Origin of the sequence: Streptococcus sp. 2020WUSS089 (assembly GCF_044427405.1) — a bacterium.
GTDB classification, from domain to species: Bacteria; Bacillota; Bacilli; order Lactobacillales; family Streptococcaceae; genus Streptococcus; species Streptococcus hashimotonensis.
Genome location: NZ_JAOTGD010000004.1, coordinates 28184 through 53916 on the forward strand (window position 1 = coordinate 28184; position 25733 = coordinate 53916).

13 protein-coding genes and 2 tRNA genes are annotated in these 25733 nt (G+C 41.8%); 14 read left to right on the forward strand and 1 reads right to left on the reverse strand.

What is annotated here, in order from left to right:
* Positions 1 to 183: 183 nt before the first annotated feature.
* The 3 genes from ODU46_RS05040 to addA all read left to right on the forward strand — a co-directional run bounded on the left by ODU46_RS05040 (position 184) and on the right by addA (position 15023).
* Positions 184 to 7941 (forward strand): MucBP domain-containing protein, encoded by a 7758-nt coding sequence (locus ODU46_RS05040; RefSeq protein ID WP_398579337.1) that lies wholly within the window; start codon positions 184 to 186, stop codon positions 7939 to 7941.
* Between the two features lie 165 nt (positions 7942 to 8106).
* Positions 8107 to 11373 (forward strand): ATP-dependent nuclease subunit B, encoded by a 3267-nt coding sequence (gene rexB, locus ODU46_RS05045; RefSeq protein WP_398579338.1) that lies wholly within the window; start codon positions 8107 to 8109, stop codon positions 11371 to 11373.
* Complete coding sequence (gene addA, locus ODU46_RS05050; protein WP_398579339.1) at positions 11373 to 15023, forward strand: helicase-exonuclease AddAB subunit AddA; 3651 nt, start codon at positions 11373 to 11375, stop codon at positions 15021 to 15023. Before rexB ends, addA begins: the two co-directional genes overlap by 1 nt.
* Before the next feature lie 286 nt (positions 15024 to 15309).
* Here the strand turns inward: addA and plsY are convergent, their stop codons facing one another.
* On the reverse strand, positions 15310 to 15954 hold the full coding sequence (plsY, locus tag ODU46_RS05055; protein ID WP_024406229.1) for a glycerol-3-phosphate 1-O-acyltransferase PlsY: 645 nt from the start codon (positions 15952 to 15954) through the stop codon (positions 15310 to 15312).
* Positions 15955 to 16096: 142 nt separating this feature from the next.
* Here plsY and parE point away from each other — a divergent pair, with 142 nt between their 5' ends.
* From parE to ODU46_RS05110, 11 genes are all read left to right on the forward strand, one after another.
* On the forward strand, positions 16097 to 18040 hold the full coding sequence (gene parE / locus ODU46_RS05060) for a DNA topoisomerase IV subunit B (protein WP_024412295.1): 1944 nt from the start codon (positions 16097 to 16099) through the stop codon (positions 18038 to 18040).
* A gap of 20 nt (positions 18041 to 18060) precedes the next feature.
* Positions 18061 to 18762 (forward strand): hypothetical protein, encoded by a 702-nt coding sequence (locus tag ODU46_RS05065; protein WP_141590933.1) that lies wholly within the window; start codon positions 18061 to 18063, stop codon positions 18760 to 18762.
* Between the two features lie 31 nt (positions 18763 to 18793).
* Entirely contained in the window at positions 18794 to 19297 is a 504-nt protein-coding gene (locus ODU46_RS05070) for a YkvA family protein (RefSeq protein ID WP_395381817.1), read from the forward strand.
* 28 nt (positions 19298 to 19325) lie between these two features.
* Positions 19326 to 19886 (forward strand): GTP pyrophosphokinase, encoded by a 561-nt coding sequence (locus ODU46_RS05075; RefSeq protein WP_029172008.1) that lies wholly within the window; start codon positions 19326 to 19328, stop codon positions 19884 to 19886.
* A 24-nt stretch (positions 19887 to 19910) separates the two neighbouring features.
* Complete coding sequence (locus tag ODU46_RS05080) at positions 19911 to 20471, forward strand: hypothetical protein (protein WP_253216420.1); 561 nt, start codon at positions 19911 to 19913, stop codon at positions 20469 to 20471.
* A 333-nt stretch (positions 20472 to 20804) separates the two neighbouring features.
* Positions 20805 to 23258 (forward strand): DNA topoisomerase IV subunit A, encoded by a 2454-nt coding sequence (gene parC, locus ODU46_RS05085; protein WP_398579340.1) that lies wholly within the window; start codon positions 20805 to 20807, stop codon positions 23256 to 23258.
* Positions 23259 to 23319: 61 nt separating this feature from the next.
* A complete protein-coding gene (locus tag ODU46_RS05090; RefSeq protein ID WP_398579341.1) occupies positions 23320 to 23937 on the forward strand; it encodes a DUF4230 domain-containing protein in 618 nt (205 codons plus the stop codon).
* Between the two features lie 110 nt (positions 23938 to 24047).
* Positions 24048 to 25070 carry a branched-chain amino acid aminotransferase gene (locus ODU46_RS05095; protein ID WP_398579342.1) on the forward strand — a complete coding sequence of 341 codons (1023 nt, stop codon included), beginning with the start codon at positions 24048 to 24050 and terminating at the stop codon, positions 25068 to 25070.
* Between the two features lie 66 nt (positions 25071 to 25136).
* Positions 25137 to 25370 carry a DUF2969 domain-containing protein gene (locus ODU46_RS05100; protein ID WP_012775068.1) on the forward strand — a complete coding sequence of 78 codons (234 nt, stop codon included), beginning with the start codon at positions 25137 to 25139 and terminating at the stop codon, positions 25368 to 25370.
* Between the two features lie 51 nt (positions 25371 to 25421).
* A tRNA-Tyr gene (locus ODU46_RS05105) sits at positions 25422 to 25502 on the forward strand.
* Positions 25503 to 25639: 137 nt separating this feature from the next.
* Positions 25640 to 25711, forward strand: a tRNA-Gln gene (locus tag ODU46_RS05110).
* Positions 25712 to 25733 lie beyond the last annotated feature (22 nt).

Consider the following 25733-nt stretch of genomic DNA (forward strand, 5'->3'; position numbering starts at 1 on the left):
GGCGTAAATATTCACTGAAATATTAATAAATATAATTTTTAAGGAAATTGGACAATATTGTTTGTCATGTTCAATTATTTATAGTATAATACAGTAGATAATTACTGAATTTTTCAAGGATTTTTTGTAAAATCTGTAAAATTTTTGTAATTAATAAATAAAAAATTGGGGGAGGTTTTTTCGATGCGTAAAGCTAAGAAAAAGTCGTTTAATTGGTACGGAATGAAGCAACATTTCTCAATCCGTAAATATCATTTTGGTGCTGCAAGTGTCTTGCTTGGTATGTCATTGGTGATGGGGGCTGGTGCACAAACTGTTAAAGCAGAAGAGACTGCGGCATCCTCAGATGCGACTACTGCAAGTAGTACATCAGTTGACTCCTTGAATGCAGATGCAAAAGAGTCAGTTGCTTTACCAACAGAAACAGCTGCAAGTTCTGAACGTACGGTTGATATTTCTTACATTGTTAAGTATGTCCTTGAGGACGGTTCAGTCGTAAGTGCTTCGGTAGAATCTGTTTCAACAACAACTACAGAGGCAATTGCCAAAGCAACAGCAACAGTAACAGCGGTTGTACCAGAAGGTTATGAATTGGCATCTGGTGAGTCAGCAACAGTTTTGCATGAAGTGACTGAAAATGCTGAAAATATTGTAACTGTAAAAGTTGTGAAAAAAGTAGAAGCTACAGCAACTGTTAGCACACCAACTACAACATCAACAACTGTAGCAACTGCTAGTTCAACAACTACAGCAGCTACATCAACTACACCTACGACACCTGCAACTGTAGAAGAAGCTAAAACAGTTCTTGAGCAAGTAACTTCAGAAGCGGAAGTATTGGCAAATGAAGCTAATCGTTTGGTTGCTGCAGATAGCACAAATGAAGCGTTGAAAACAGCAGTTGCCGCAACCAAATTGGCTGCAACAGAAGCAACAGCAGTATTGAATGATTCAGCAGCAACACTTGAATCCGTAAATGCTCAAATCAATGCAGTTCGTTCAAATGTTGAAGCACTTGCTCTTGAGTTGCGTAAATTCCTAGGTTCTGATGTAATCGAAGTCGCTTTGAATACCTCGGTAACATCAGGTCTTAAAGTTGGTGAAGGCGAAGGAATTCTTGTTGAAAAAGGCACAACGGCTACACCGTCAATGGATGATCCAAATGGAGCAGGTATCAAGCCACACACTCTTCGAACTGGTGTGACAGCTACAACTGAGGCTGGATGGTATACTTTCGATTCATACGACTTGAATTCATATAATGTAAACATGGCTGGTAGTATATTTAATGGAACAGCTTTGAATGCTTACATCCGTTTCTCTCTAGATTCGAACCCAAATACACAGACTGTTTTAGCAGAGTTAGTCAGTAAAACCGATGGACAAGTACTAGAGAAACACACGGTGGAAACCGATACAAGTGTAGTCTTTACATATCCAAAAACCATTAATGCTAATAATGAAAATATTAAGTTGAGTTATGAAACTCAAAATGCCGTTGATGGTAGTACTTACGGCAATTTGAGATTCATCGGTGATACTACTGGTTCAATCTACAATAATACTATCCTGCCCGTCTATCAAATTAACACGACTACTTATAAAGTAGAAGATGGAAGAATTTTAGCAACTTATAATCTTCAAACCATCGGTGGACAAACTGTTACATCTTCTGGTCAACGTGAATTTGCTGGCTATGAGTTTGTTGAGAAGATTGTGGAACCAGCCCAAGGTGGTTATCCAGTAGGTACGGTATATGTTGCTGGTAAAGTTAATACTGCAACTGACAAATCCAATACGATTCAATACAAGGTAATTCGTACTATTGTATCAAATACAGAATATGTTCATGAGATTTATGTTTTGGATCCAACTTATACGGGAACAGTAGACTGGGATGGTCTTGATACTCGCGGATTCTTCAAGTTGCTAGAGACTTCTCATTTGAGTTACACTCCAGATAGAGTAAGCTATGATTATAATACCAATGCAACAATTAGTGCAAATTACACAGTTGATCCTGACTCAGGCTATATGGTGTTTGCGGAATCTCCTCTAAATGCCAAAGGTTCTAAATATCGTGTAGTAGCTCAATGGTCAGGTACAGATGCAACAGGTCCTTACGGACGAATTTTTATCGGTTCCCAAGTATGGACCAAAGCGAATACAGGTGCTGATACTCCTTTTGCATGGCAGTCTGTTAACGGTTCATATATTGATTTGGGATACGCACCTTACGGTATTCAACAGACTTTGCGCGGAGCTTCCACACCTGCAGCTTTGACAACTACTTATGTGTATCGTGCACTTAATCAAGAGGCTATCATCCGCTACCAAGTTGAAGGTGCTACAGACTATTTAGAAGATTCAGGTATATTGACGGGTGGTTCAGGAACAGATATTAACTACTCAACTGAAGAAACGATTAATAAGTACAAAAAGCTAGGTTATGAACTTGTTTCGGATAACTTTACTACCTCAGGCGGTCAAGACTATGATTCTGATACGGCGGTGCTACAAGAATTCCTAGTTGTCATCAAGCCTCGTGTCGTTGACGTTCCTAAAGGTGTTGTACCTGGGGAACCAGTGGATCCAACAGATCCAAACTCACCAGTCTGGCCAGATACAGTAAAAAATCAGGAAACTACTCAAGAAGTAACGCGTACTGTTGAATACAAGTATGAAGATGGAACACCAGTCCGTGTAGATGCGTCAGGTAATATCTTGCCAAAAGACTCTACTGAGGGTACACCACTTGTTAAGACTCAAACAGTAACCTTTACTCGTCCAGCTCAAGTTAACCTTGTTACAGGTGAGGTTACTTATGGTGAATGGTCAGCAGATTCTACAGATGTTCTAAGTGGTAACTTGATTCCAGAAATCACAGACTATACTGCAACTCGTACGACTCTTGAAGGTGCAGATGCACCAATGACAGAAACTGTTACGGATAAAACCGTTGCAGCTACTGATGCAGATATTAATGAAGTGGTTTACTTCAAAGAAAATCCTAAGTATGGTGATGTAGTTGTAAATTATGTCAATACAGACGGAAAAGTAATTGCAACTCCTGTTGTAGATACTAATGACGCTCTTGTAGGTACAGATTACTCTACTGCTGATCGTGTCCCAGAGAAAATCGTTGAAGATACAACTGGTGATGTCTACTACTATAAAGAAATCAAAGCTGAAGATGCAGCTAAAGAAACAGGTAAAGTAGTAGAAGGTACAACAGAAGTTACTTATGTTTATGAAAAAGCTGGTAATGTTGTTGTTAACTATACATTGGCTGACGGTACAGTGATCAAGGATCCAGTAAACGACGAAACAAACGCGAAACCAGGTAGTCCATACGATACAAAAGATAACAAGCCAGAGACAATTACTACTACAGATGGCAAAGTTTACAAACTTGTTCCAGCTGCGACAATTGGTAATGAAACTGGTGACGTTGAAGCAGGTAAGACAACAGAAGTCACTTACATCTACGAAGAAGTAGTCAGCGATGTTGTTGTTGAATACTACGATACAGAGGGCAATGTCATTGCGAAAACTGTAACAGATACAGATGATGCTTCAGTTGGTACAGTTTACAACACAGACGAAGACAACCGTCCTGCGACTATCACAACTGATGATGGCACAGTTTACTACTACAAAGAAGTGAAGGATACTTCTGCACCAACAACTGGTAAAGTAGCAGAAACAACTACAACTGTTCAATATGTTTATGAAAAAGCTGGTAACGTTGTTGTTAACTACATCGCAGAAGATGGTACAGTTATTAAGCAACCTGTAAATGACGAAACCAACGCTAAACCAGGTACTGAATACAACACAACAGATAACAAACCAACGACTATCACTACAGAAGATGGTAAGACTTACGAATTGATCCCAACTGCAACAATCGGTAACGAAACTGGTAACGTTGAAGCAGGTAAGACAACAGAAGTCACTTACGTCTACAAAGAAGTGAAAGGTTCAGTTGTTGTTAACTACGTAACTACTGACGGAACTGTTCTCCAAGCACCTGTTACAGACACACCAGAAACTTCAACAGGTACTCCATATGACACAACAGATGTTAAGCCAGAAACAATCACAACAGCAGACGGCAAGACATACAAACTTGTTCCAGCCCTTACAAAAGGTTCTGAAACAGGCGATGTTGTTCCAGGCGTAACTGAAGTAACCTATGTGTACGAAGAAGTGAAAGGTGATGTTGTTGTTAACTATGTCAATACTGACGGAAAAGTTATTGCAACTCCAGTCGTAGATACTAAAGCAACATCAACAGGTACAGCTTACGATACAACCGACAACAAACCAGAGAAAATCATTGAAGATGCGACTGGTGATGTATACTACTACAAAGAGGTTCAGACTGGTTCAAATGAAACAGGCAAGGTTGTAGAAGGCACAACAGAAGTCACTTATGTATACGAAAAAGCTGGTAATGTTGTTGTTAACTACATCACAGAAGATGGTACAGTCATCAAGACACCTGTTAATGATGAAACAAACGCAAAACCAGGTAGTCCGTATGATACGACTGATAACAAACCGAAGACAATTACTACCGAAGATGGTACAACATACGAACTTGTTCGCACCGATGGAAATGAGAATGGTTCAGTTGAAGGTGGTAAAACTACGGAAGTAACCTATGTTTATCGTAAAGTAGAAGCACCGGTTGCTAAAACAGGTAATGTTGTAGTTGAATATTACAATACTGACGGCGAAAAAATCGCAGCGGATGTTGAAGATACACCTGAAACAGCTGTTGGAACAGTTTATGAGACCATTGATTACAAACCAACAACCATCACTAAAGATGGCGTGAAATACTACTACAAAGAAGTTAAAGCAACATCTGCTACTGAGAAAGGTACTGTAAGCGAAGGGACAACAACTGTTCAATATGTTTACGAACCAGGTGGTTCAGTCACAGTCAACTATGTAACGACTGACGGTGCAGTCATCAAGTCTCCTGTGAAGGATGAAGAAAACGCTGAGCCAGGTAAGTCTTATACAACAGAAGACAACAAACCAACAATTATCACAACCGAAGACGGTAAGACCTACAAACTTGTTCCAAACGCAACAACGGGTGATGAAAATGGAACAATCACTTCAGGCGAAGATAAGCAAGTAACTTATGTTTACGAAGAAGTGAAAGGAAATGTTATTGTTAACTATATCGATACAGAAGGTAATGTTATCAAGACACCTGTCGAAGATACTAAATCTGTATCAACAGGTACAGCATACGATACAACCGACAACAAACCAACGACCATCACGACAGAAGATGGTACAGAGTACAAACTTGTTCCTGTATTAACAAAAGGTGAGGAAACAGGTAAAGTAGTTGAAGGTACAACACAAGTAACGTATGTATACCAAAAAGTAACAACTCCTGCTCCAAAACCAAATGGTAGTGTCGTTGTTAATTATGTCAATACAAATGGTGAAACAATCGCAACTTCAGTAAATGATACAACAGATGCTAAATTGGATACACCATACGATACAACAGATTACAAACCTGCCATTATCAAACACGACGGTGTTACATACTACTACAAGGAAGTGAAATCTGGTGATAGCGAGACAGGTAATGTCGTCGAAGGTACAACAGAAGTCACATACATCTACGAACCAGGTGGTTCAGTCACAGTCAACTATGTAACGACTGATGGTGCAGTCATCAAGTCTCCTGTGAAGGATGAAGAAAACGCTGAGCCAGGTAAGTCTTATACAACAGAAGACAACAAACCAACAACCATCACAACCGAAGACGGTAAGACCTACAAACTTGTTCCAAACGCAACAACGGGTGATGAAAATGGAACAATCACTTCAGGCGAAGATAAGCAAGTAACTTATGTTTACGAAGAAGTGAAAGGAAATGTTGTTGTTAACTATATCGATACAGAAGGTAATGTTATCAAGACACCTGTCGAAGATACTAAATCTGCATCAACAGGTACAGCATACGACACAACCGACAACAAACCAACTACTATCACGACAGAAGACGGTACTGTCTATGAAATCGTGCCAGTATTGACAATCGGTTCTGAATCTGGTTCTGTCGTAGAGGGTACAACACAAGTAACCTATGTTTATCGTAAGGTATCTACACCAACTCCAGCAGTTAAGAATGGTACGGTTGTTGTTAACTATGTAACAGAAGATGGTACAGTCATCAAGTCCCCTGTGACAGATACGCCAACCTCTCCAGAAGGTACGTCATATGACACAACTGATAACAAACCAACTGAAATTACAACGGAAGATGGTTCACGTTATGTATTAATTCCGTCTAAGACAATTGGTTCAGAGAATGGTACAGTTGTAGAAGGCGAAACTGTTGTTACTTACGTGTATAAGAAAGTTGCGAACTGGATTCCAGAAATTCCGTCAACACCGGAAAATCCAACACCAGTTAACCCAGTTATCCCTTATCCGTTTGACCCAACAAATCCTGATAAACCGGTTGATCCAACAACACCTGGAACAAATGGTGAAGTTCCAAATATTCCTTATGTTCCAGGCTACACACCAGTAGATCCTAAGGATAATACACCATTGAAACCGGTTGATCCAAATGATCCAGGTAAAGGTTATGTACCACCAACTCCAGATGAAACTGGTAAAGATACACCAATTCCTTATGTTCAAAACGGTAATGTTGTTGTTAACTATGTAACAGAAGATGGCACAGTCATCAAGTCACCTGTAAATGATGAAACAGATGCACCAGCTGGTAAATCTTATGACACAACCGACAACAAACCAACAGAGATTGTTACAGAAGACGGTTCACGTTATGTATTGATCCCATCTAAGACAATTGGTACAGAAAATGGTACAGTTGAAGGTGGTAAGACAACAGAAATCACTTATGTGTATAAGAAGGTTGCGAACTGGATTCCAGAAATTCCAGGTGTTCCAGAAAACGAACGCCCAGTAGTTCCATATCCGTTTGATCCAAACAACCCAGACGTACCAGTAACACCAAATCCAGGTACAGTGATTCCTAACGTTCCAGGCTACACACCAGTAGATCCTAAGGACAATACACCATTGAAACCGGTCGATCCAAATGATCCAGGTAAAGGTTATGTACCACCAACACCAGATGAAACTGGTAAAGATACACCAATTCCTTATGTTCAAAACGGTAATGTTGTTGTTAACTATGTAACAGAAGATGGCACAGTCATCAAGTCACCTGTAAATGATGAAACAGATGCACCAGCCGGTAAATCTTATGATACAACCGACAACAAACCAACTACTATCACTACAGAAGATGGTACAACTTATGAGCTTGTTCGTGTTGATGGTTCAGAAAACGGTACTGTTGTAGGTGGTAAAACAACTGAGGTAACTTATGTTTACCGTAAGGTTGAAACACCTGCTAAGAAGGTTGTAACTAACCACGTTGATGAAGAAGGTAATCCGATTGCACCGCAAGAAGAAGGTACAACACCTGATAAATCAATCCCAGGATATGAGTTCACAGGTAAGACGATTACTGACGAAGATGGCAATACAACCCACATCTACAAGAAAACACCAACTAAGAAAGTTGTAACTAACCACGTTGATGAAGAAGGAAATCCTGTTGCACCACAAGAAGACGGCACAACACCAAATAAATCAATTCCTGGTTATGAATATGTACGTACTGTAGTTGATGTTGAAGGTAACACAACGCATATTTATCGCAAAGTTTCTAATAAGCCGACCCCACCTGCTACAGAAACTCCTGTGAAGCCTCAGCCAACAACTCCGACTCCAACTGCTGATAAGGCGAAACAATTACCAAATACTGGTGAAGCTTCATCTTCAGCTGGCGTCCTTGGTGCAGCGATGTTGGTTGCAGCAATCGCTCTTGCAGGCAAACGTCGTCGTAACGAAGACTAATTATGTTTCTTTACACGAATTCTTCCCCCGATAGAATAAGTGAAGAAATTTAGATAAATGTAGAAAGAATTACCTTTCTGAAAAAATGGTCCATTGGACCATTTTTTTTGTTTGAATTTTGATATACTAGACATAGTATATTCAATGAAAGCATGAGAATTTGATATGAAATTAGTCTATACAGATATTCGCAATCCTCTGACGCAGTATTTAACGGATACTGCAGCAGAATTTGCTAAGGAAGCTAAGCGAGTTTTTTACATAGCTCCAAACTCTCTATCCTTTGAGATGGAGCGCAAGGTCTTGGAATATTTGCCTGAACAGGCAACTTTTGATATTATCGTGACTCGTTTTGGGCAATTGGCCCGCTATTTGATGATTGATAGGAAAGAAGCAGGTCAACCGCTGGATGATGTTGGTCTGGCTATGATTTTCTTTCGTGTGCTATCGCAATTTGAAGACGGCGACTTGAAAGTCTATGGTCGTTTACAGACAGATTTTGGGTTTATTAACCAGCTAGTTGCTTTATACAAAGAATTGCAACGGGCAAATATGTCTATTTTGGACTTGGAAGCCATGGAGTCGCCAGATAAGCAGGCTGATTTGGTAAAGATTTTTCTGGCTGTAACAGACATTTTGTCCAAAGAAGGCTTTGAGCATCAGTCTAAGTTAGCACAGCTGACTAGCTTGGTGGAAACTGGTCAGTTGGATGAGCAGTTGAAGAACATTGTGCTGGTGGTAGACGGATTTTCTCGTTTTTCGGCAGAAGAAGAAGCTTTAGTAAGTGCTTTAAATGAACGGGTGTCGGAAATCCTGATTGGTGTATATGCCAGCAAGAAAGCTGTGCAAGCCACCTATGCGGAAGGGAATGTTTATCAAGCCAACGTTGACTTTTTACGTCAGTTATCAACGCAGTTCCAGACTAAGGCTACTTATATTGGTCAAGAGCCAGTCTTGGACAGTATTGGTAAATTTTCAAAGAATATGGAAGCCTATTATGACTACAGCGGGACCATGATAGACTTGACTCCAGCAGACCAAGAAAAAATCCAACTATGGGAAGTCGTCAACCAAAAAGAAGAGGTGGAGCAGGTTGCGACTGCGATTCGTCAGCATGTGCATCAAGGGGCTCGCTATAAAGACATTTTGTTGCTCTTGGGTGATGTGGATAGCTACAAGTTGCAGATTGGCAAGATTTTTGACAAGTATGATATTCCTTACTATTTTGGTAAGGCAGAGGAGATGAGTTATCATCCCCTGGTCCATTTTGTGGAGTCCTTGGAACGCTTGCGTCGCTATCGTTTCCGTGCGGAAGACCTGCTCAATCTCCTCAAATCTGGTTTGTACGCCAGCATTTCCCAAAAGGAGCTGGACCTATTTGAGTCTTACATCCTCTTTGCGGATATGAAGGGGCAGGCTGCTTTTTCGAGGGCTTTTTCGGTCAATGGCAGAGCGGACTACGATGTTGAGACTGTCAAGGAGAAGCGACTTGTCTATGATTTGAATGTCTTGGAACCCCTACGTGCTAAGATTATGGAGCCTTTGAACCAGCTGTTTAAGGCTGGACCACAATCTGGAACTGCCTTGCTTGAGAAATTTATGGCTTTTTTGGAGGCAATTGAGCTTCCTAAAAATATGGAAAAAATGTCTCGAAATTTGAGTGAAGTAGAGCAAGAAAAAGAAGAGCAGGTCTGGAAAAGTTTCACCCATATTCTAGAGAATTTTCATCATATTTTCGGAAAAGAAAAATTGAAAATGGATGATTTTCTGGCTATTTTACAGGCTGGCATGCAGGCCAGTCACTATCGTACTGTTCCTGCAACGGTTGATGTGGTCAATGTCAAATCCTATGATTTGATCGAGCCACACACTGCAAAGTATGTTTATGCTATCGGAATGGGCCAGTCCAATTTTCCAAAAGTTGCCAAGAATACCAGTCTATTGACAGAAGAAGAGATGGAGAAAATCAATCTTGTCTCAGCTAGCTCTTCACGTTTTGATTTGGCCAGCCGAGAGAATATCAAGAAGAACCATGCTGCCATGATGTCTCTGCTGAATGCTGCGACGGAACAGTTAGTTATTTCAACTCCTCAGATATATAATGAAGGCGAGGATAGTCTCTCCCCTTATATCAAGATTCTCCAAAAAATGGGGCTGAAAACCGAAGAACGTGGAAGGATGAAAACACTTAGTCCACAAGACATCGGTCACTACAAGAGTCTCTTATCCCGTTTGATTGAGTCGGAAAGACCATCTCTTGATCATGAAGAATGGGAAGGGCAGACGACCTTCTGGACAGTCTTGGTTCGCCATTTGAAGAAGAAATTGGAGTCGCAAGGCATTGAAATTCCGACCATTACTGGCGAAATTACTTCTAAACAGCTTGCAGCTGATACCTTGGCTGCTTTATATCCAGAGGATAAGCCGCTCAATCTTTCTGCATCCAGCTTGACCAATTTCTACAACAACCAATATCTTTACTTTGTCCGTAATGTTCTCCGCTTGCGGGAACAGGAATCCATCCATCCGACTGCCTTTCAGCATGGTTTGTTCTTGCATCGGATTTTTGAACGAGTGGTCATGGACCAATCTGATCTAGATTTTGATCAAAAAGTGGACAAGGCCATCCTGCATACGCGTGACGAGGCAGAATTTGCTATGTTTTATAACCAGGATGCGGATGCTCGTTATACGGAGGAGGTGCTGGATAAGATTGCTCGCTCCAGTGCAACCATTTTGCGGGATAATGATTTGGTTGAAATTGATGGTCAGGAAAAGAGTTTCCGTCAGGATAAGGCGCTGGTTTTTGACCTTCAAAATGGCAAGAGTGTACATGTAAATGGTACAATTGACCGCTTGGATACCTTACAAATCAATCAGGCTGTCGGTGTTGTAGATTACAAGTCCAGCGACCAATCTTTTTCAGTTGGAGAATTTTACAATGGTCTAAAACCTCAGTTGGTGACCTACCTGGCAGCCTTACAAGAGCTGGATGAAACCAAGGATAAACCTGTTTTTGGGGCTATGTATTTGCATTTGCAGGATCCGATTATCAAGTTAAAAGACACAAAGAATTTAGAACAGCTAGAAGGAGCTGCTAATACGAGCTTGGTTTACAAGGGGCTTTTCTTGAAGGAGGGAAGTCTGGGGCTCAATCATTTTTATCAGACTCGTAACCAACTCTACACGGAAGATGAGTTTGCGGTTTTATTGAACCACAACCAAGAACTCTACAAACAAGCTGCCAAGGACATTCTAGATGGTCGCTTTGCTATTAACCCTTATACCAAAGATGGGCGTTCGGTGGCAGGTGAGCAGCTGAAGGCAATCACTGGTTTTGAGGCGGATCGGCACATGGGAATGGCACGGCGGTTGGTCAAAGAGGCCAAGCGTCAAGATTGGATGGAACGAATGAAAGGAGGTCAGGACTAATGGCTTTTGAAGAATTTTTAAGCGCGGAAGAAATCAAGGCTGTGCAGCTGGCGGAAGCTAATTCTGATAAGCAACAAAAACGTACACCTGAGCAGATTGAAGCCATCTACACGCACGGTCAGAATGTTCTGGTCTCTGCATCGGCAGGGTCAGGAAAGACCTTTGTTATGGTTCAACGGATTTTGGATAAGTTGAAGCGTGGTGTGGGAATCGACCAGCTCTTTATCTCGACCTTTACAGTCAAAGCGGCTGGTGAGTTGAAGGAGCGGATCGAGAAAAATCTCAACGAAACCATTGCGGAGACGACCGATATGGAATTGCGCCGGCATTTGTCTGCCCAGTTGGCGGATTTGACCAAGGCGGATATTGGGACCATGGACTCCTTTACGCAGAAATTGGTCACAACCTACGGTTATAGCCTTGGTATTTCTCCGCAGTTTCGGATTTTACAGGATGAGACAGAAAAAGCGAGTCTGAAAAAAGAGGTTTTTGACCAGCTCTTTGCAGATTATCTTGAAGAGGATGAAAATGGTGCATTCCGCAAACTGGTTCGCAATTTTTCGGGCAACCGTAAGGATAATAGTGGTTTCCGTCAGGTTGTTTATCAGGTGCATGATTTTAGCCAATCGACGAGCAGTCCAACTAAATGGCTGAAAGAGCAGGCTGTTCAAGCTGATTTGTACAGTCAGGAGCGTATAGAGCAGATCTTAGAGCAAGGATTTAAAGAAAAAGTTTTAGACAAGCTCTATCAAGTTGCAGATTTCTTCCGCTACCATGTGGAATGGGGCAGAAATGACTTTGGTTCCGCCAAGTATTTTGCCAATGTGGAAGAAGTTTTGGATTTGTTGACAGGTTTAGATAGTCTGAACCAGAAGGACTTGATGGAGCGGGTTGAAAAAGTCCTTCTCATCAATGACCAGTCCAGAGGCAAGGGCCTGACCAATGCCAATCGACCAAAAGATGAACATTTGATAGCCTTTAAAGAAGAATACAATGCTGGCAAGAGCCAGATTATCTCAGGACTACGAGATTTGGGTCAGGAAGTTTATGAATTGACCCTGCTGAAAGATTATCAGGCTCAAGCTTTGCCACTGCTTGTATTATTACGTGACTTTGTCTTGGATTTTTCGCAGGCTTATCTGGATGTCAAAATCAAGGAAGCGGCTTTTGAATTTGGTGATATTGGGCATTTCGCTATTCGTATTTTAGAAGAAAATGCAGACATCCGCCAGTTTTTCCAAGAAAAATACCACGAAGTCATGGTGGACGAGTACCAGGATAACAACCATAGCCAAGAGCGGATGTTGGACTTGCTGTCAAATGGTCATAATCGCTTTATGGTGGGCGACATTAAGCAGTCCATCTATCGATTCCGTCAGGCAGACCCAATGATTTTCCAAGAGAAATTTGAACTGTATCAGGCAAATCAAGAAGCCGGAAAATTGATTTTGCTCAAGGAAAACTTCCGTAGTCAGATTGAGGTCTTGGAGGCAACAAATGCTATTTTCACGCGCCTGATGGACCGTCAAGTAGGGGAAATCAAGTATGACGACACCCACAGCCTAGTGGCTGGTAGTCCTGGTCAAAAAATTGCCCAGCCCAAGCATGAGATGGAATACTTGATTTACGACCAGCAGGAGAGCGCAAATCCTTCAACGGATGCTGAGGAGGATACTCTTCTTACTGCAGGTGAAATTGAGGTCGTTGCAAAAGAGATTATTCGTCTTCACAATGAAGAAGGAGCAGACTTCAAGGACATCACTCTCTTGGTGCAAAAACGGACGCACAATGATCTTATTATGTCCATTTTTGAAAAACATGGGATTCCTATTGTGGCAGATGGCGGAGCAGCCTCCTATCTGCAATCTTTAGAAGTCATGATTATGCTGGATACTTTGCGGGTTATCAATAATCCACTCAATGACTATGCCTTGGTTGCCCTGCTAAAATCGCCCATGTTCCGATTCGATGAGGATGAGCTGACACGGATTTCCCTACAAGCTAAGGCAGGATTCTTCTATCAGAAAATGGAAGTAGCCCAGCAAGCAAGTGGGCAACATCCTGAACTTATGTCAGGAGAGTTGAAGAAGAAAATCACGGATTTCTTGTCTATTTTGGAAAACTGGCGTGCCTATGCCAAACTGCATTCTATCTATGACTTGATTTGGAAGATTTTCAATGAAAAATTCTACTATGACTATGTCGGCGCTCTCCCAAATGGCAGTAAGCGTCAGGCCAATCTATATGCACTAGGTCTGCGTGCCAACCAGTTTGAAAAAACAGGCTACAAGGGCTTGTCCCGCTTCATCGCCATGATTGACCGTGCCTTAGCAAACGATAAGGACTTGGCAGATGTACAAGAGTTTCTACCGCAAAATGCTGTACAGCTTATGACCATCCATAAGTCAAAAGGTTTGGAGTTCAAATATGTCTTCCTCATGAACATCGATAAGCGATTCAATTTGGATGACCATTATCAATCAGTCATCATCAGCCGGAAAAATGGTCTGGGTATCCAATATTTAGCGGATATGAAAGATAAGGTAAAGAGCCCATTGCCTCAGGTGCGAGTCTTAATGAACACCCTCCCTTATCAAATTAATCTCCAAGAGCTAAAAATTGCCAATCTATCGGAACAAATGCGGCTGCTTTATGTTGCACTAACGCGTGCAGAGAAGAAGCTGTATCTGGTTGGAAAGGGCAATGCTGACAAGTTAGCTGAAAAATACGATGGTAAGAAAGAAGATGGTGTACTTGCCCAATCAACTCGTGAAAGCATGGCGACCTTCCAAGACTGGATTCTAGCCATTGATGAGGCTTTTTCAAGAGAAGACTTGCACTTCAAGAAAGTCTTTGTGACGGATGAGGATTTGACAGATGAGAAGATTGGTGAACTTATATTGAAGAATAAGCTTGAAGACGCCAGCCTTAAAGATATTCGTCAAACAGAAGACATTACCCAAGCCTTGGACCAGTTGTCTTCTGTTCAAGAGTTGAACGAACGCTATAAGGCTGCCATTGAATTACCAAGTTTACGCACTCCAAGTCAAATCAAGAAACTCTATGAGCCTGTCTTGGAACAAGAAGGCATGGAAGTTATGGAAAAATACCAGCCAAAACGCACCTTCAACTTGCCAGATTTCTCCAAGAAACCAAAAATCACTGGAGCCCAAGTCGGTTCAGCAGTCCATGAACTCATGCAACGCTTGGATCTGTCTTGGTTGGTGACAGAAGATACGGTAAGAGAAGCCCTAGAAGCTGTTCATGCTGAGCAAGCGGTTAAAAACAAAATCAATGTTCAGATGATTTTAGATTTCTTTGATACAGACTTAGGAAGAGAAATTCTAGCCAATACGGACAAACTCCACCGAGAAGCTCCATTTGCAAGTTTGCAGACAGATCCTGTATCGCAGGAACAATTTGTCCTTCGTGGGATTATTGATGGCTACCTACTATATGATGATCATATTGTCCTCTTTGATTACAAGACAGACAAGTATGACCAACCAAGCCAAGTCAGCCAACGTTACCAAGCTCAAATGCAGCTTTATGCGGAGGCATTGAAAAAAGCCTACAAGATAGAGCGTGTAGACTGTCATTTGATTTTGCTTGGTGGGGAGAAGATTGAAGTGGTAGGGGTCAACATATAGTCATTTAGTTTTTCTTTTATTACTTAGATGCAAGAGGAAACTCCATTTCCATATTTACAACTTCAAACATTCCACTGGATTGTTTGAACCCGCTTTGCCGTACTCTGCAGGGGGTGACTTGCTCCACAAGTGCTATCTCCAACCTTGCACAGTCACTCGACTGTACAAGCTGTCTGCAGCTGTTGATGCGACCTTTGTTCGCTATATCTCCAACCTCCAAAGGTTCCCGAACCTTTGGAGCGAGTACTAAAAGTAAACTAAAAGATTATAAATGAAAAGCGAGTGGTTAAACTCGCTTTTTCTGTTTGGTTAGATTGAGTCCGAATGGGACAAGGTTCTCTTCTTTTTTCAAAATCCGCTGGATATTCTCCTTGTGGCGGATAATGACAAATAGGCCCAAAAAGACGATAATCACTGTAAAGAGCCAGTCGTAGCTTGGCAGGATGATACCTATTGCTGGAAATAGCAGAGCTCCTAAGATTGCTAAAGCAGCAGCCAACACGCTGGAGAAGGAAACCATCGAAGTGAGGTAAAGAGAAGTCACAAAAATGATGACTAGATAGAGGCAAAAAGCAGGTGCGACGCCCAGAAGCATACCAGCAGATGTTGCAACCGCCTTTCCACCTTTGAATTGGGCAAAGATAGGGAAAGTGTGTCCCAGTACAGCCATTAACCCAAATACAATCGGAGAAATTCCTTGGGCATGAAAGATCAGCGGAAGCAAGGCTGCCAACGTTCCCTTGAGAAAATCAATTACAAATACAATCGTACCAGCCTTTGGACCTAAAATACGGAATGTGTTGGTTGTTCCAGTATTTCCCGAACCATGTTCACGAATGTTGATATTGAAAAAAGTTTGACCTATCCAAAGTCCTGACGGGATAGATCCCAATAAATATGCAATAAATAGTAAAATAAGATTGACTAACATGTTTTCATTATAGCATATTTTCATCTAATTTAGTCCAAAATCTTATTTTGTGAGCTGTCTCAGCCGATAGGTAGCAGAAATATTTTGCAAAAATGCTAAAAAACTTGTAATATAGAAAGGATGATAAGTATGGAGGTCAATTTTGGCTAAGAAAGAGATTGATATAAATAATTACAATGATGATGCCATTCAGGTATTGGAAGGCCTAGATGCTGTTCGCAAACGCCCTGGTATGTACATCGGATCCACAGACGGAAATGGCTTGCACCATATGGTCTGGGAGATTGTCGATAACGCTGTCGATGAAGCCCTGTCAGGTTTCGGTGATCGGATCGATGTGACTATTAACAAGGACGGTAGCCTGTCTGTGTCTGACCGTGGACGCGGAATGCCTGTCGGTATGCACGCAACAGGCAAGCCAACGGTTGAAGTCATCTTCACCGTTCTCCACGCAGGTGGTAAGTTCGGTCAAGGTGGCTACAAGACTTCAGGTGGTCTCCACGGGGTTGGTTCTTCGGTGGTCAATGCCCTGTCCAGCTGGTTGGAAGTTGAGATTACCCGTGACGGAGCTGTTTACAAGCAACGGTTTGAGCAGGGCGGAAAGCCAGTTACGACTTTAGAGAAGATTGGTACCGCTCCAAAATCAAAAACAGGTACAAAAGTTACCTTTATGCCTGATGATACCATCTTCTCAACGACTGATTTCAAGTTCAACACCATTGCCGAACGCCTGAAAGAATCAGCCTTCTTGCTCAAACAAGTCACCATGACCTTGACAGATGAGCGGACAGGTGAGCAGGAAGAGTATCACTATGAAAATGGCGTGCAGGACTTTGTATCCTACCTCAACGAAGACAAGGAAACTCTGACACCAGTCCTCTATTTTGAAGGAGAAGATGCAGGATTCCAAGTCCAAGTGGCCATGCAGTACAACGACGGTTACTCAGACAACATCCTGTCCTTCGTAAACAACGTTCGGACCAAGGACGGCGGTACCCATGAAACAGGTCTCAAACTGGCCATTACCAAGGCTATGAACGACTATGCTCGTAAGACCAACTTGCTCAAGGAAAAGGACAAGAATTTGGAAGGCTCTGACTACCGTGAAGGTTTGTCTGCAGTCCTTTCTATCCTTGTACCAGAAGAGCATTTGCAGTTCGAAGGGCAGACCAAGGACAAGTTGGGAAGCCCACTTGCTCGTCCTGTGGTGGACGGCATTGTATCGGACAAATTAACCTTCTTCCTTTTGGAAAATGGCGAGCTAGCATCTAATCTAGTCCGCAAGGCCATTAAGGCGCGTGACGCCCGCGAGGCTGCGCGTAAGGCACGTGACGAATCCCGAAATGGTAAGAAAAACAAGAAGGACAAGGGACTTCTGTCAGGTAAGCTAACCCCAGCCCAGTCTAAAAATCCAGCTAAAAATGAACTCTATCTGGTCGAGGGAGATTCAGCCGGAGGCTCTGCCAAACAGGGCCGTGACCGCAAGTTCCAAGCCATTCTACCTTTGCGTGGTAAGGTGATCAACACAGCTAAGGCTAAAATGGCGGACATCCTCAAAAATGAAGAAATCAACACCATGATTTACACCATTGGTGCAGGTGTTGGCTCAGACTTTACGCTGGAAGATGTCAACTATGACAAGATTATTATCATGACCGATGCGGATACGGACGGTGCCCACATTCAGACCCTCTTGTTGACCTTCTTCTATCGTTATATGCGACCGCTAGTAGAAGCAGGACGGGTTTACATCGCCCTTCCACCTCTCTACAAGATGTCAAAAGGCAAGGGCAAGACAGAAAAGATTGCTTATGCTTGGTCTGACGGGGAATTAGAAGATCTCCGCAAGGATTTTGGCAAGGGCTTTATCCTCCAACGCTACAAGGGTCTTGGTGAGATGAATGCCGATCAGCTTTGGGAAACAACCATGAACCCTGAAACCCGTACCCTCATCCGTGTCACCATTGAAGACCTAGCCCGTGCTGAACGCCGTGTATCCGTCCTCATGGGCGATAAAGTCGAGCCGCGCCGCAAGTGGATTGAGGACAATGTGAAGTTTACCTTGGAAGAGAGTACGGTGTTTTAGAAATCGAAAGTTGGTATCTTATGAGAAAACTAGCTATTTTTTCAATAATTACTATTTTCATATTAACTTTAGTATGTTTCTTGAGTGATTTCTTCAATTGGGGTTTGTTTGAAACATTAGCTGCTGACTGGTTAGGGTATGTAGGAAGCCTTTTGGGAGTAATAATACCAGTTACTTTTGCAATATGGACTTCTAAACAGGATAAAATTGAACTAGATGAACGTCAAAAGAGATTAGAAAATATACAAGAGTCAATTAGTACCAATATCTCCCAGCTTACAAATAGTCAAAAAGACTTGATTCAAATTCAACAAAAAATCGAAGAAGATTTGAGAGAAGTGAATAAGTTGGTGGAACAAACTAGATTATCTAATCTAATCTCTTTGCAATCTGCATATCCAATATTTTTTCAAACATTAGATGAATTTGAAAGTGCATTCAGTTCTGTGTATGATGCTATTAAATGTGGTGAATATGACGAAGATGTCATTTTTGGCTTTATTGAAGATATTCCAGAGTTTCAAATAGTATTGCTTGATAAGAAATTTATTCCACCAAAAGTTTTTTCAACTTATGATGACTTTATTCTAAGCCTGAATATGCTGGCAGATTATACTCCTGATGACTTTGAAAAGTTGCTATTTTATGAAAAGTTTATCAATCATTACTTCCCTAAAATAGAAAAAGCTTACAGTAGATTAAAAGAAATATTGACTTACTAAGATTACATTTAAGCAGAAAATGAGGTGCTTTATGCCATTAAGAGTAAAATTAACTGACCGTTTTCAAAAACGGTTGTCTGAATGGGCTCGAAAGCGCAAGCCATTTAAAAATAAACAGGAGTTGGAAGAGAAATTTGACCAAGCATTGAAGATTTGGCAATCTTCCAAAACTCGGCAACATGCAGAAAACTTGCTATCTGAGCAAGGAAAATTAGAACATTTTTTACATGGCACGGAACGGAAACTGTCTCGTATGCCTTTTGGTGGAGATAAGTTTGCGGCTATTCCAGGCTTGATTTCCATGGTGCGAAGCTATATCCGTAGAGATTACAGCAAGTTACCCAAAGGGACAATCCTCGCAATTATAGGTGCTTTGATTTATTTTTTCAGTCCTATTGATGCCTTACCAGATTTCATCCTTGGAGCAGGTCTACTTGACGATGCCTTTGTCCTTAATGCCTGTTTGAAATTAATCAAAACAGATGTCGATGACTTTAGAAGCTGGCAAGCAAGTCAGTGGAAAGTGGAAGAGTAGCTCTGCTATTTTCAAAAGGAGAAAGAAGATGTTAGAGAAAGTTGAACGCTTAATAAGTGAAATTAACCGTATTCATCTGGAGTATTCAAAGGATTATTTTGAAACTGGTAAGGTTGAAAAGGTCAATCTCAAACATACCTTTGCAAAGGTTCCAACTCAACCTATTTTGGCTTATCGGCTCAACTTACACGAATCTATCAATGACTACTTGATGCGTGCTGATGTCAAGGATATTGCTTACTTTTATCGTGTCAAAACATCAGAATCGATTTTGGATAAGATTGAGCGTTTTAAAGAGAGAAGTGAGGGCTATCCTGTAAATTCCATTCTCAATGATATTTTCGGTGCTCGTATGATTCTAACTTCTGAGGAAATTACTGAGGTCATGGAGCGTCTGGATGACTGGCAGGAACAATATGGTCTGAAAAACTGGTATCTGCGTGATAAAGACGGCTATGTCGGCATTCATATCTATTTCAAAAATAAGAGCAATTTCTATTACCCGTGGGAACTGCAACTGTGGGACGAGAAGGATGTAGAGGGCAATATTGCTAGTCATATCAAGTATAAGAGGAAGTTTGTGGGGTAAAATCTATCTAGAGGAGAGAAGTAAATGACTAAGGAAAATATTGAATTATTATCAAGACCTGTTTTACATATGACTATTTGGGGTGTCGCCCCTAGAGAGATTATGGGAAAATATAAGTTTGAAAAAATAAAAAAGCTGGTTCAACTAGAAGCAGCTAACCATTGCATGATTTGCGACAGATATGTTCCCCATACAATGCAGACTAAGGATTGGATATTTACTCATGAAGTATATCATATTGATAAAGTGAAGAAATGCTATACACTAGAAAAATTTGTAGGTATTTGCCAAGAGTGTCATAATTATATTCACATTGGACGATTGAATGTTTTATATAACCAAGGACAAGTTACAGAGGACTACTTTAACAGGGTCATAAAAAATGGTGATAGACTTCTAGCTACTATTAATCTTGAAAAACAACCAAATGATGATTTTGAAGAACCATATTACTTGGAATATAATAATGAAAGATTTGTAAATGATATCGATCCCGAATTTGCAATAGATTTTTATAAAAAAGGAGGTAATATCATACATTATAATGACTCAAAATTTTTAGATGAAGTTGTTTACTATAAATAATATAGAGTAATCATTTATGAATATGTTTAATATGGTAGAAAGTATTAGACATATTTTACAAATTTTTTAAAGAGGAAAAAACTCAGAGAGATAAATTTCTTTATATTATCTTATTTCCATCTTCATCACTAAAGCTAGTATCTAAAAAATAAAAATAAAATTTTTCGACAAGAAACAAAGAAAGGAAGGTTCAGCTAGCTTATCTAACTGAACACGGGACTAAATTCCTAGTGAAAAAGATAAATCTCCCTAGATGTCTCTCATCGTCGGTCGATTTCCTATTTTCCTACGGAATTTTTCGGCAAGCCGAATCGTCCCTTTGTATCTTAATTTATGTCTAACATTCAAAACATGTCCCTTGAGGACATCATGGGAGAGCGTTTTGGTCGCTACTCCAAATACATTATTCAGGAACGGGCCTTGCCGGACATTCGTGACGGTCTCAAGCCCGTGCAACGTCGGATTCTTTATTCCATGAATAAGGACGGCAATACCTTTGACAAGGGCTACCGTAAGTCTGCCAAGTCAGTCGGAAATATCATGGGAAATTTCCACCCGCACGGTGATTACTCTATTTATGATGCCATGGTCCGCATGAGTCAGGACTGGAAGAACCGCGAGATTTTGGTGGAGATGCACGGAAACAACGGTTCCATGGACGGCGATCCGCCTGCGGCTATGCGTTACACCGAGGCTCGCCTCTCGGAGATGGCAGGTTATCTGCTGGCCGACATCGAGAAAAAGACCGTGCCATTTGCCTGGAACTTTGACGATACGGAAAAAGAACCCACTGTGCTACCAGCTGCCTTCCCTAATCTCTTGGTCAATGGAGCGACAGGAATTTCAGCAGGATACGCGACTGACATCCCGCCGCATAATCTAGCGGAGGTCATTGATGCTGTTGTCTACATGATTGATCATCCGACAGCTAAATTAGAAAAGCTAATGGAGTTCTTGCCTGGACCAGACTTCCCAACAGGTGCCATTATCCAAGGGGCTGACGAAATCAAGAAAGCCTATGAAACTGGTAAGGGTCGTGTCGTTGTCCGTAGCCGTTGTGAAATCGAGCAACTCAAGGCTGGCAAGAAACAGATTGTCATTACCGAGATTCCTTACGAGGTCAACAAGGCTGTTCTGGTTAAGAAGATTGATGATGTCCGTGTTAACAACAAGGTGCCGGGCATTGCAGAAGTGCGTGACGAGTCAGACCGGACGGGCTTGCGAATTGCCATTGAGCTGAAAAAAGACAGCGATGAGCAGACCATTCTCAACTACCTCTACAAATACACCGACCTGCAAATCAATTACAACTTCAACATGGTGGCCATTGACAACTTTACCCCGCGTCAGGTTGGCTTGCAGAAAATTCTGTCTAGTTACATTGCCCATCGTCGTGAGATTATCGTTTCTCGGTCGAAATTTGACAAGGAAAAGGCTGAGAAACGCCTGCATATCGTTGAGGGCTTAATTCGCGTTATTTCTATCTTGGATGAAGTCATTGCTCTCATCCGTGCCTCTGAAAATAAGGCTGATGCCAAGGAAAACTTGAAAGTCAGCTATGATTTCAGCGAGGAACAGGCAGAAGCAATCGTGACCTTGCAACTTTACCGTTTGACCAATACCGATATTGTGACCTTGGAAAACGAAGAAGCAGCCCTACGCGAGCAGATTCAGACCTTGGCAGCTATTATCGGCGATGAGCGGACCATGTTCAATCTTATGAAGAAGGAACTGCGTGAGGTCAAGAAGCAGTTTGGCAATCCTCGTTTGAGCGAGTTGCAAGATCAGGCAGAAGCGATTGAGATTGACACCGCCAGCTTGATTGTCGAAGAAGAAACCTTTGTCAGCGTGACCAAGGCAGGCTACATCAAACGGACAAGTCCGCGTTCTTTCAATGCCTCAACCCTTGAAGAAATGGGCAAACGAGAGGATGACCAGCTGATTTTCTTGCAGAATGCCAAGACAACCCAGCACCTCTTGCTCTTTACCAATCTTGGAAATGTTATCTACCGACCTGTCCATGAACTGACAGATATTCGTTGGAAAGACATCGGTGAACATCTGAGCCAGACCTTGATGAACTTTGATACCAATGAAGAGGTTATCTTCGCTGAATTAGTAGAGAATTTTGACGAGGGGACGTATTTCGCGGTGACTAAATACGGTCAAATCAAGCGTATGGAGCGGAAGGAGTTCACGCCATGGCGGACTTACAAGTCTAAGTCAACCAAGTATGCCAAGCTCAAAGATGCGGATGATGTGGTCATTACCGTATCGCCTGTGGTCTTGGATGACATCATGCTCATGACAGAAAAGGGCTACGCTCTGCGATTTAACATCGAAGAAGTGCCAATCATCGGTGCCAAGGCGGCCGGTGTCAAGGCGGTCAACCTCAAGGATGGGGATGTGGTGGCTGCGGCCTTTATCAGCAATACCAGCTCCGTCTATCTCCTGACCCAGCGTGGTAGTTTGAAGCGGATGGCGGCGGAGGAAATCCCTGTGACCAGCCGTGCCAAGCGTGGTTTGCAGGTGCTTCGCGAACTCAAGGCTAAGCCTCACCGTGTCTTTGCGGCTGGTCCAGTCTTGACGGATCAGGGAGATTTTGACCTCTTTAGTACAGCAAATGAAGATGAAACAACAAGTCAAGTGCTTCACGTGCAGTCTAAAACGGGCAAACTCTATGAGGTTGATGTGACCCAGCTTAGCCTGTCTGAACGCACTAGCAACGGCAGCTTCATTTCGGATACCATTTCCGATGAAGAAGTCTTCAGAACCTGGATAGACTAAAAAGATGAAAAGATTGCTCGCAAAGCAGTCTTTTTGCTATACTGTAGGGGAGGTACATATTATGAAAATTATCAAATTATTTTTCAGTATAAAAGTCTATCTATGGCTTGTTCTGTCCTTCCTTCTGTTATTGTGTGGTGTATGGGGATACGGCTACATCTCTGGTGAGAAGAGCAGTCAGCAGGAAGTGAGTGTCCATACGGCTATTGAGTCTGTCGAGCAAGTCAATGAATTGGTATTTCTAAATACAGCTGTCCAGAAAATTGTGACCGCTAAAAACTACACGGTCTTATTTGGTCAAGAAATGCCTTTCTCAGAAAAATCAGCCCTCTTAATCATCAAGTACAAGGCAAAATTTGGTATCAAAAGTCCTGTATCCATTGAACATCTTTCTGAAAATCGGTACAAAATTAACCTTCCAGCCTTTGAAGTCATTGGATTGGAATTAGATGCAGAAGAACCTTATACCTTATATGATAAGAGTGGTGAGATACTGAGTTTTGCGACGGAAGAAATCGATACTGCCCAACTCATCACAGATGAATTTCAGTCAGCAGAACAAGAAATATTTCTAGCAGATTATCAGGATGATGTAAAAGAGTCAGCCAAAACTTACTATCAAAATTTGTTTAGTGCTATCTCACCTGAAATTCAACTAGAGTTTGTTTTTAACGAGTAAAAGTCTGAATTCTCAGGCTTTTTCTCATATTCACAAAATTTTCTGAATTTTTAATTGAAAATCACTTTCAAAAGTAGTAAAATAGTAAAAAATACCTTTGGAGAATACCTATGACAGTAACAATCGACTGGGAAAAACTTGGTTTTTCTTATATGAAACTACCTTACCGCTTCATCGCTCATTTCAAAAACGGCCAATGGTCTGAAGGGCAATTGACCGAAGATGCGGAACTGCACATTTCAGAAAGCTCACCAGCCCTTCACTACGGTCAGCAGGCCTTTGAGGGCCTTAAAGCCTATCGCACCAAGGAGGGAAAACTCCAGCTCTTTCGTCCAGACCAAAACGCTGAGCGCCTGCAACGAACAGCTGACCGCTTGCTCATGGAGCCTGTACCGACTGACCTTTTCATCAAGGCTTGTAAAGAGGTGGTCAAAGCCAACTCGGACTACGTTCCTCCCTATGGAACTGGTGGTACCCTTTATCTCCGCCCGCTCCTGATTGGTGTCGGCGACATCATCGGCGTAAAACCAGCAGAAGAGTACATTTTCACCGTTTTTGCCATGCCGGTCGGAAACTACTTCAAGGGTGGTTTGGCTCCGACCAACTTCCTCATTCAGGACAAGTACGACCGTGCGGCACCAAATGGAACAGGGGCGGCTAAGGTTGGTGGTAACTATGCAGCATCGCTCTTGCCGGGCCAATATGCTAAAAAGCAGGGCTTCTCAGATGTCATCTATCTGGACCCAGCTACCCACACCAAGATTGAAGAAGTAGGGTCTGCTAATTTCTTTGGTATTACAGCCAATAACGAGTTTGTCACACCGATTTCGCCATCAATCTTGCCGTCCATTACCAAGTATTCTCTCTTGTATTTGGCAGAGCATCGTCTGGGAATGAAGGCAGTGGAACGAGAAGTTCTTGTCGAAGAATTAGACCAGTTTGTCGAAGCAGGAGCTTGCGGAACAGCTGCAGTCATCTCACCAATTGGTGGTATTCAGATTGCAGACAAACTCCATGTTTTCCATAGTGAAACAGAAGTAGGACCTGTCACTCGTAAATTATATGACGAATTAACAGGTATCCAGTTTGGTGATATTGAAGCGCCAGAAGGCTGGATTGTCGAAGTAGATTAATTTCAGAAGGCTTGCACTTGCAAGCTTTTCTCTTTTTTTGTAGAATAGTAAAAGTGAGGTTTGAAAATGAGTAAAAAAGATAAAAAAATTGAAATTCAGATTGAAGATAGCAAAGTTCTTGTCAATAGAGAAGAGTTCCCTGGCTACCGCCTTGTTATAGGTAAAAAAGTAATTGGAGAAATTGCAGAATTGGCTGAAAATAACTTTGCAGTTATTAAAAATGGAAATACCGAAAGCTTTTACAAAAAATTAGAAAAAGCAGTCGGAAATATTATTGAAAATTATAATTTAAGTCACTAAAAGGCTTGTAATAGTCGCTATTTTATGTTAGAATAGTGACTGTTAGTGCACGGAGAGATAGCGAAGAGGCTAAACGCGGCGGACTGTAAATCCGCTCCTTCGGGTTCGGGGGTTCGAATCCCTCTCTCTCCATGTCTAAGATACTAAGGTCGTCAAACGCATAGTAAAAATAGGAAGTTGACTGCAAATCCTGATTTGCTAGGCGACTTATCTTTTTTACACAGCGTTTAGCCCGAGTTCATTTCAGAATACTATCTTAGAAAATGTTTTGGGGTATCGCCAAGCGGTAAGGCAAGGGACTTTGACTCCCTCATGCGTTGGTTCGAATCCAGCTACCCCAGTAAAGGTACTAGATATAGTCTA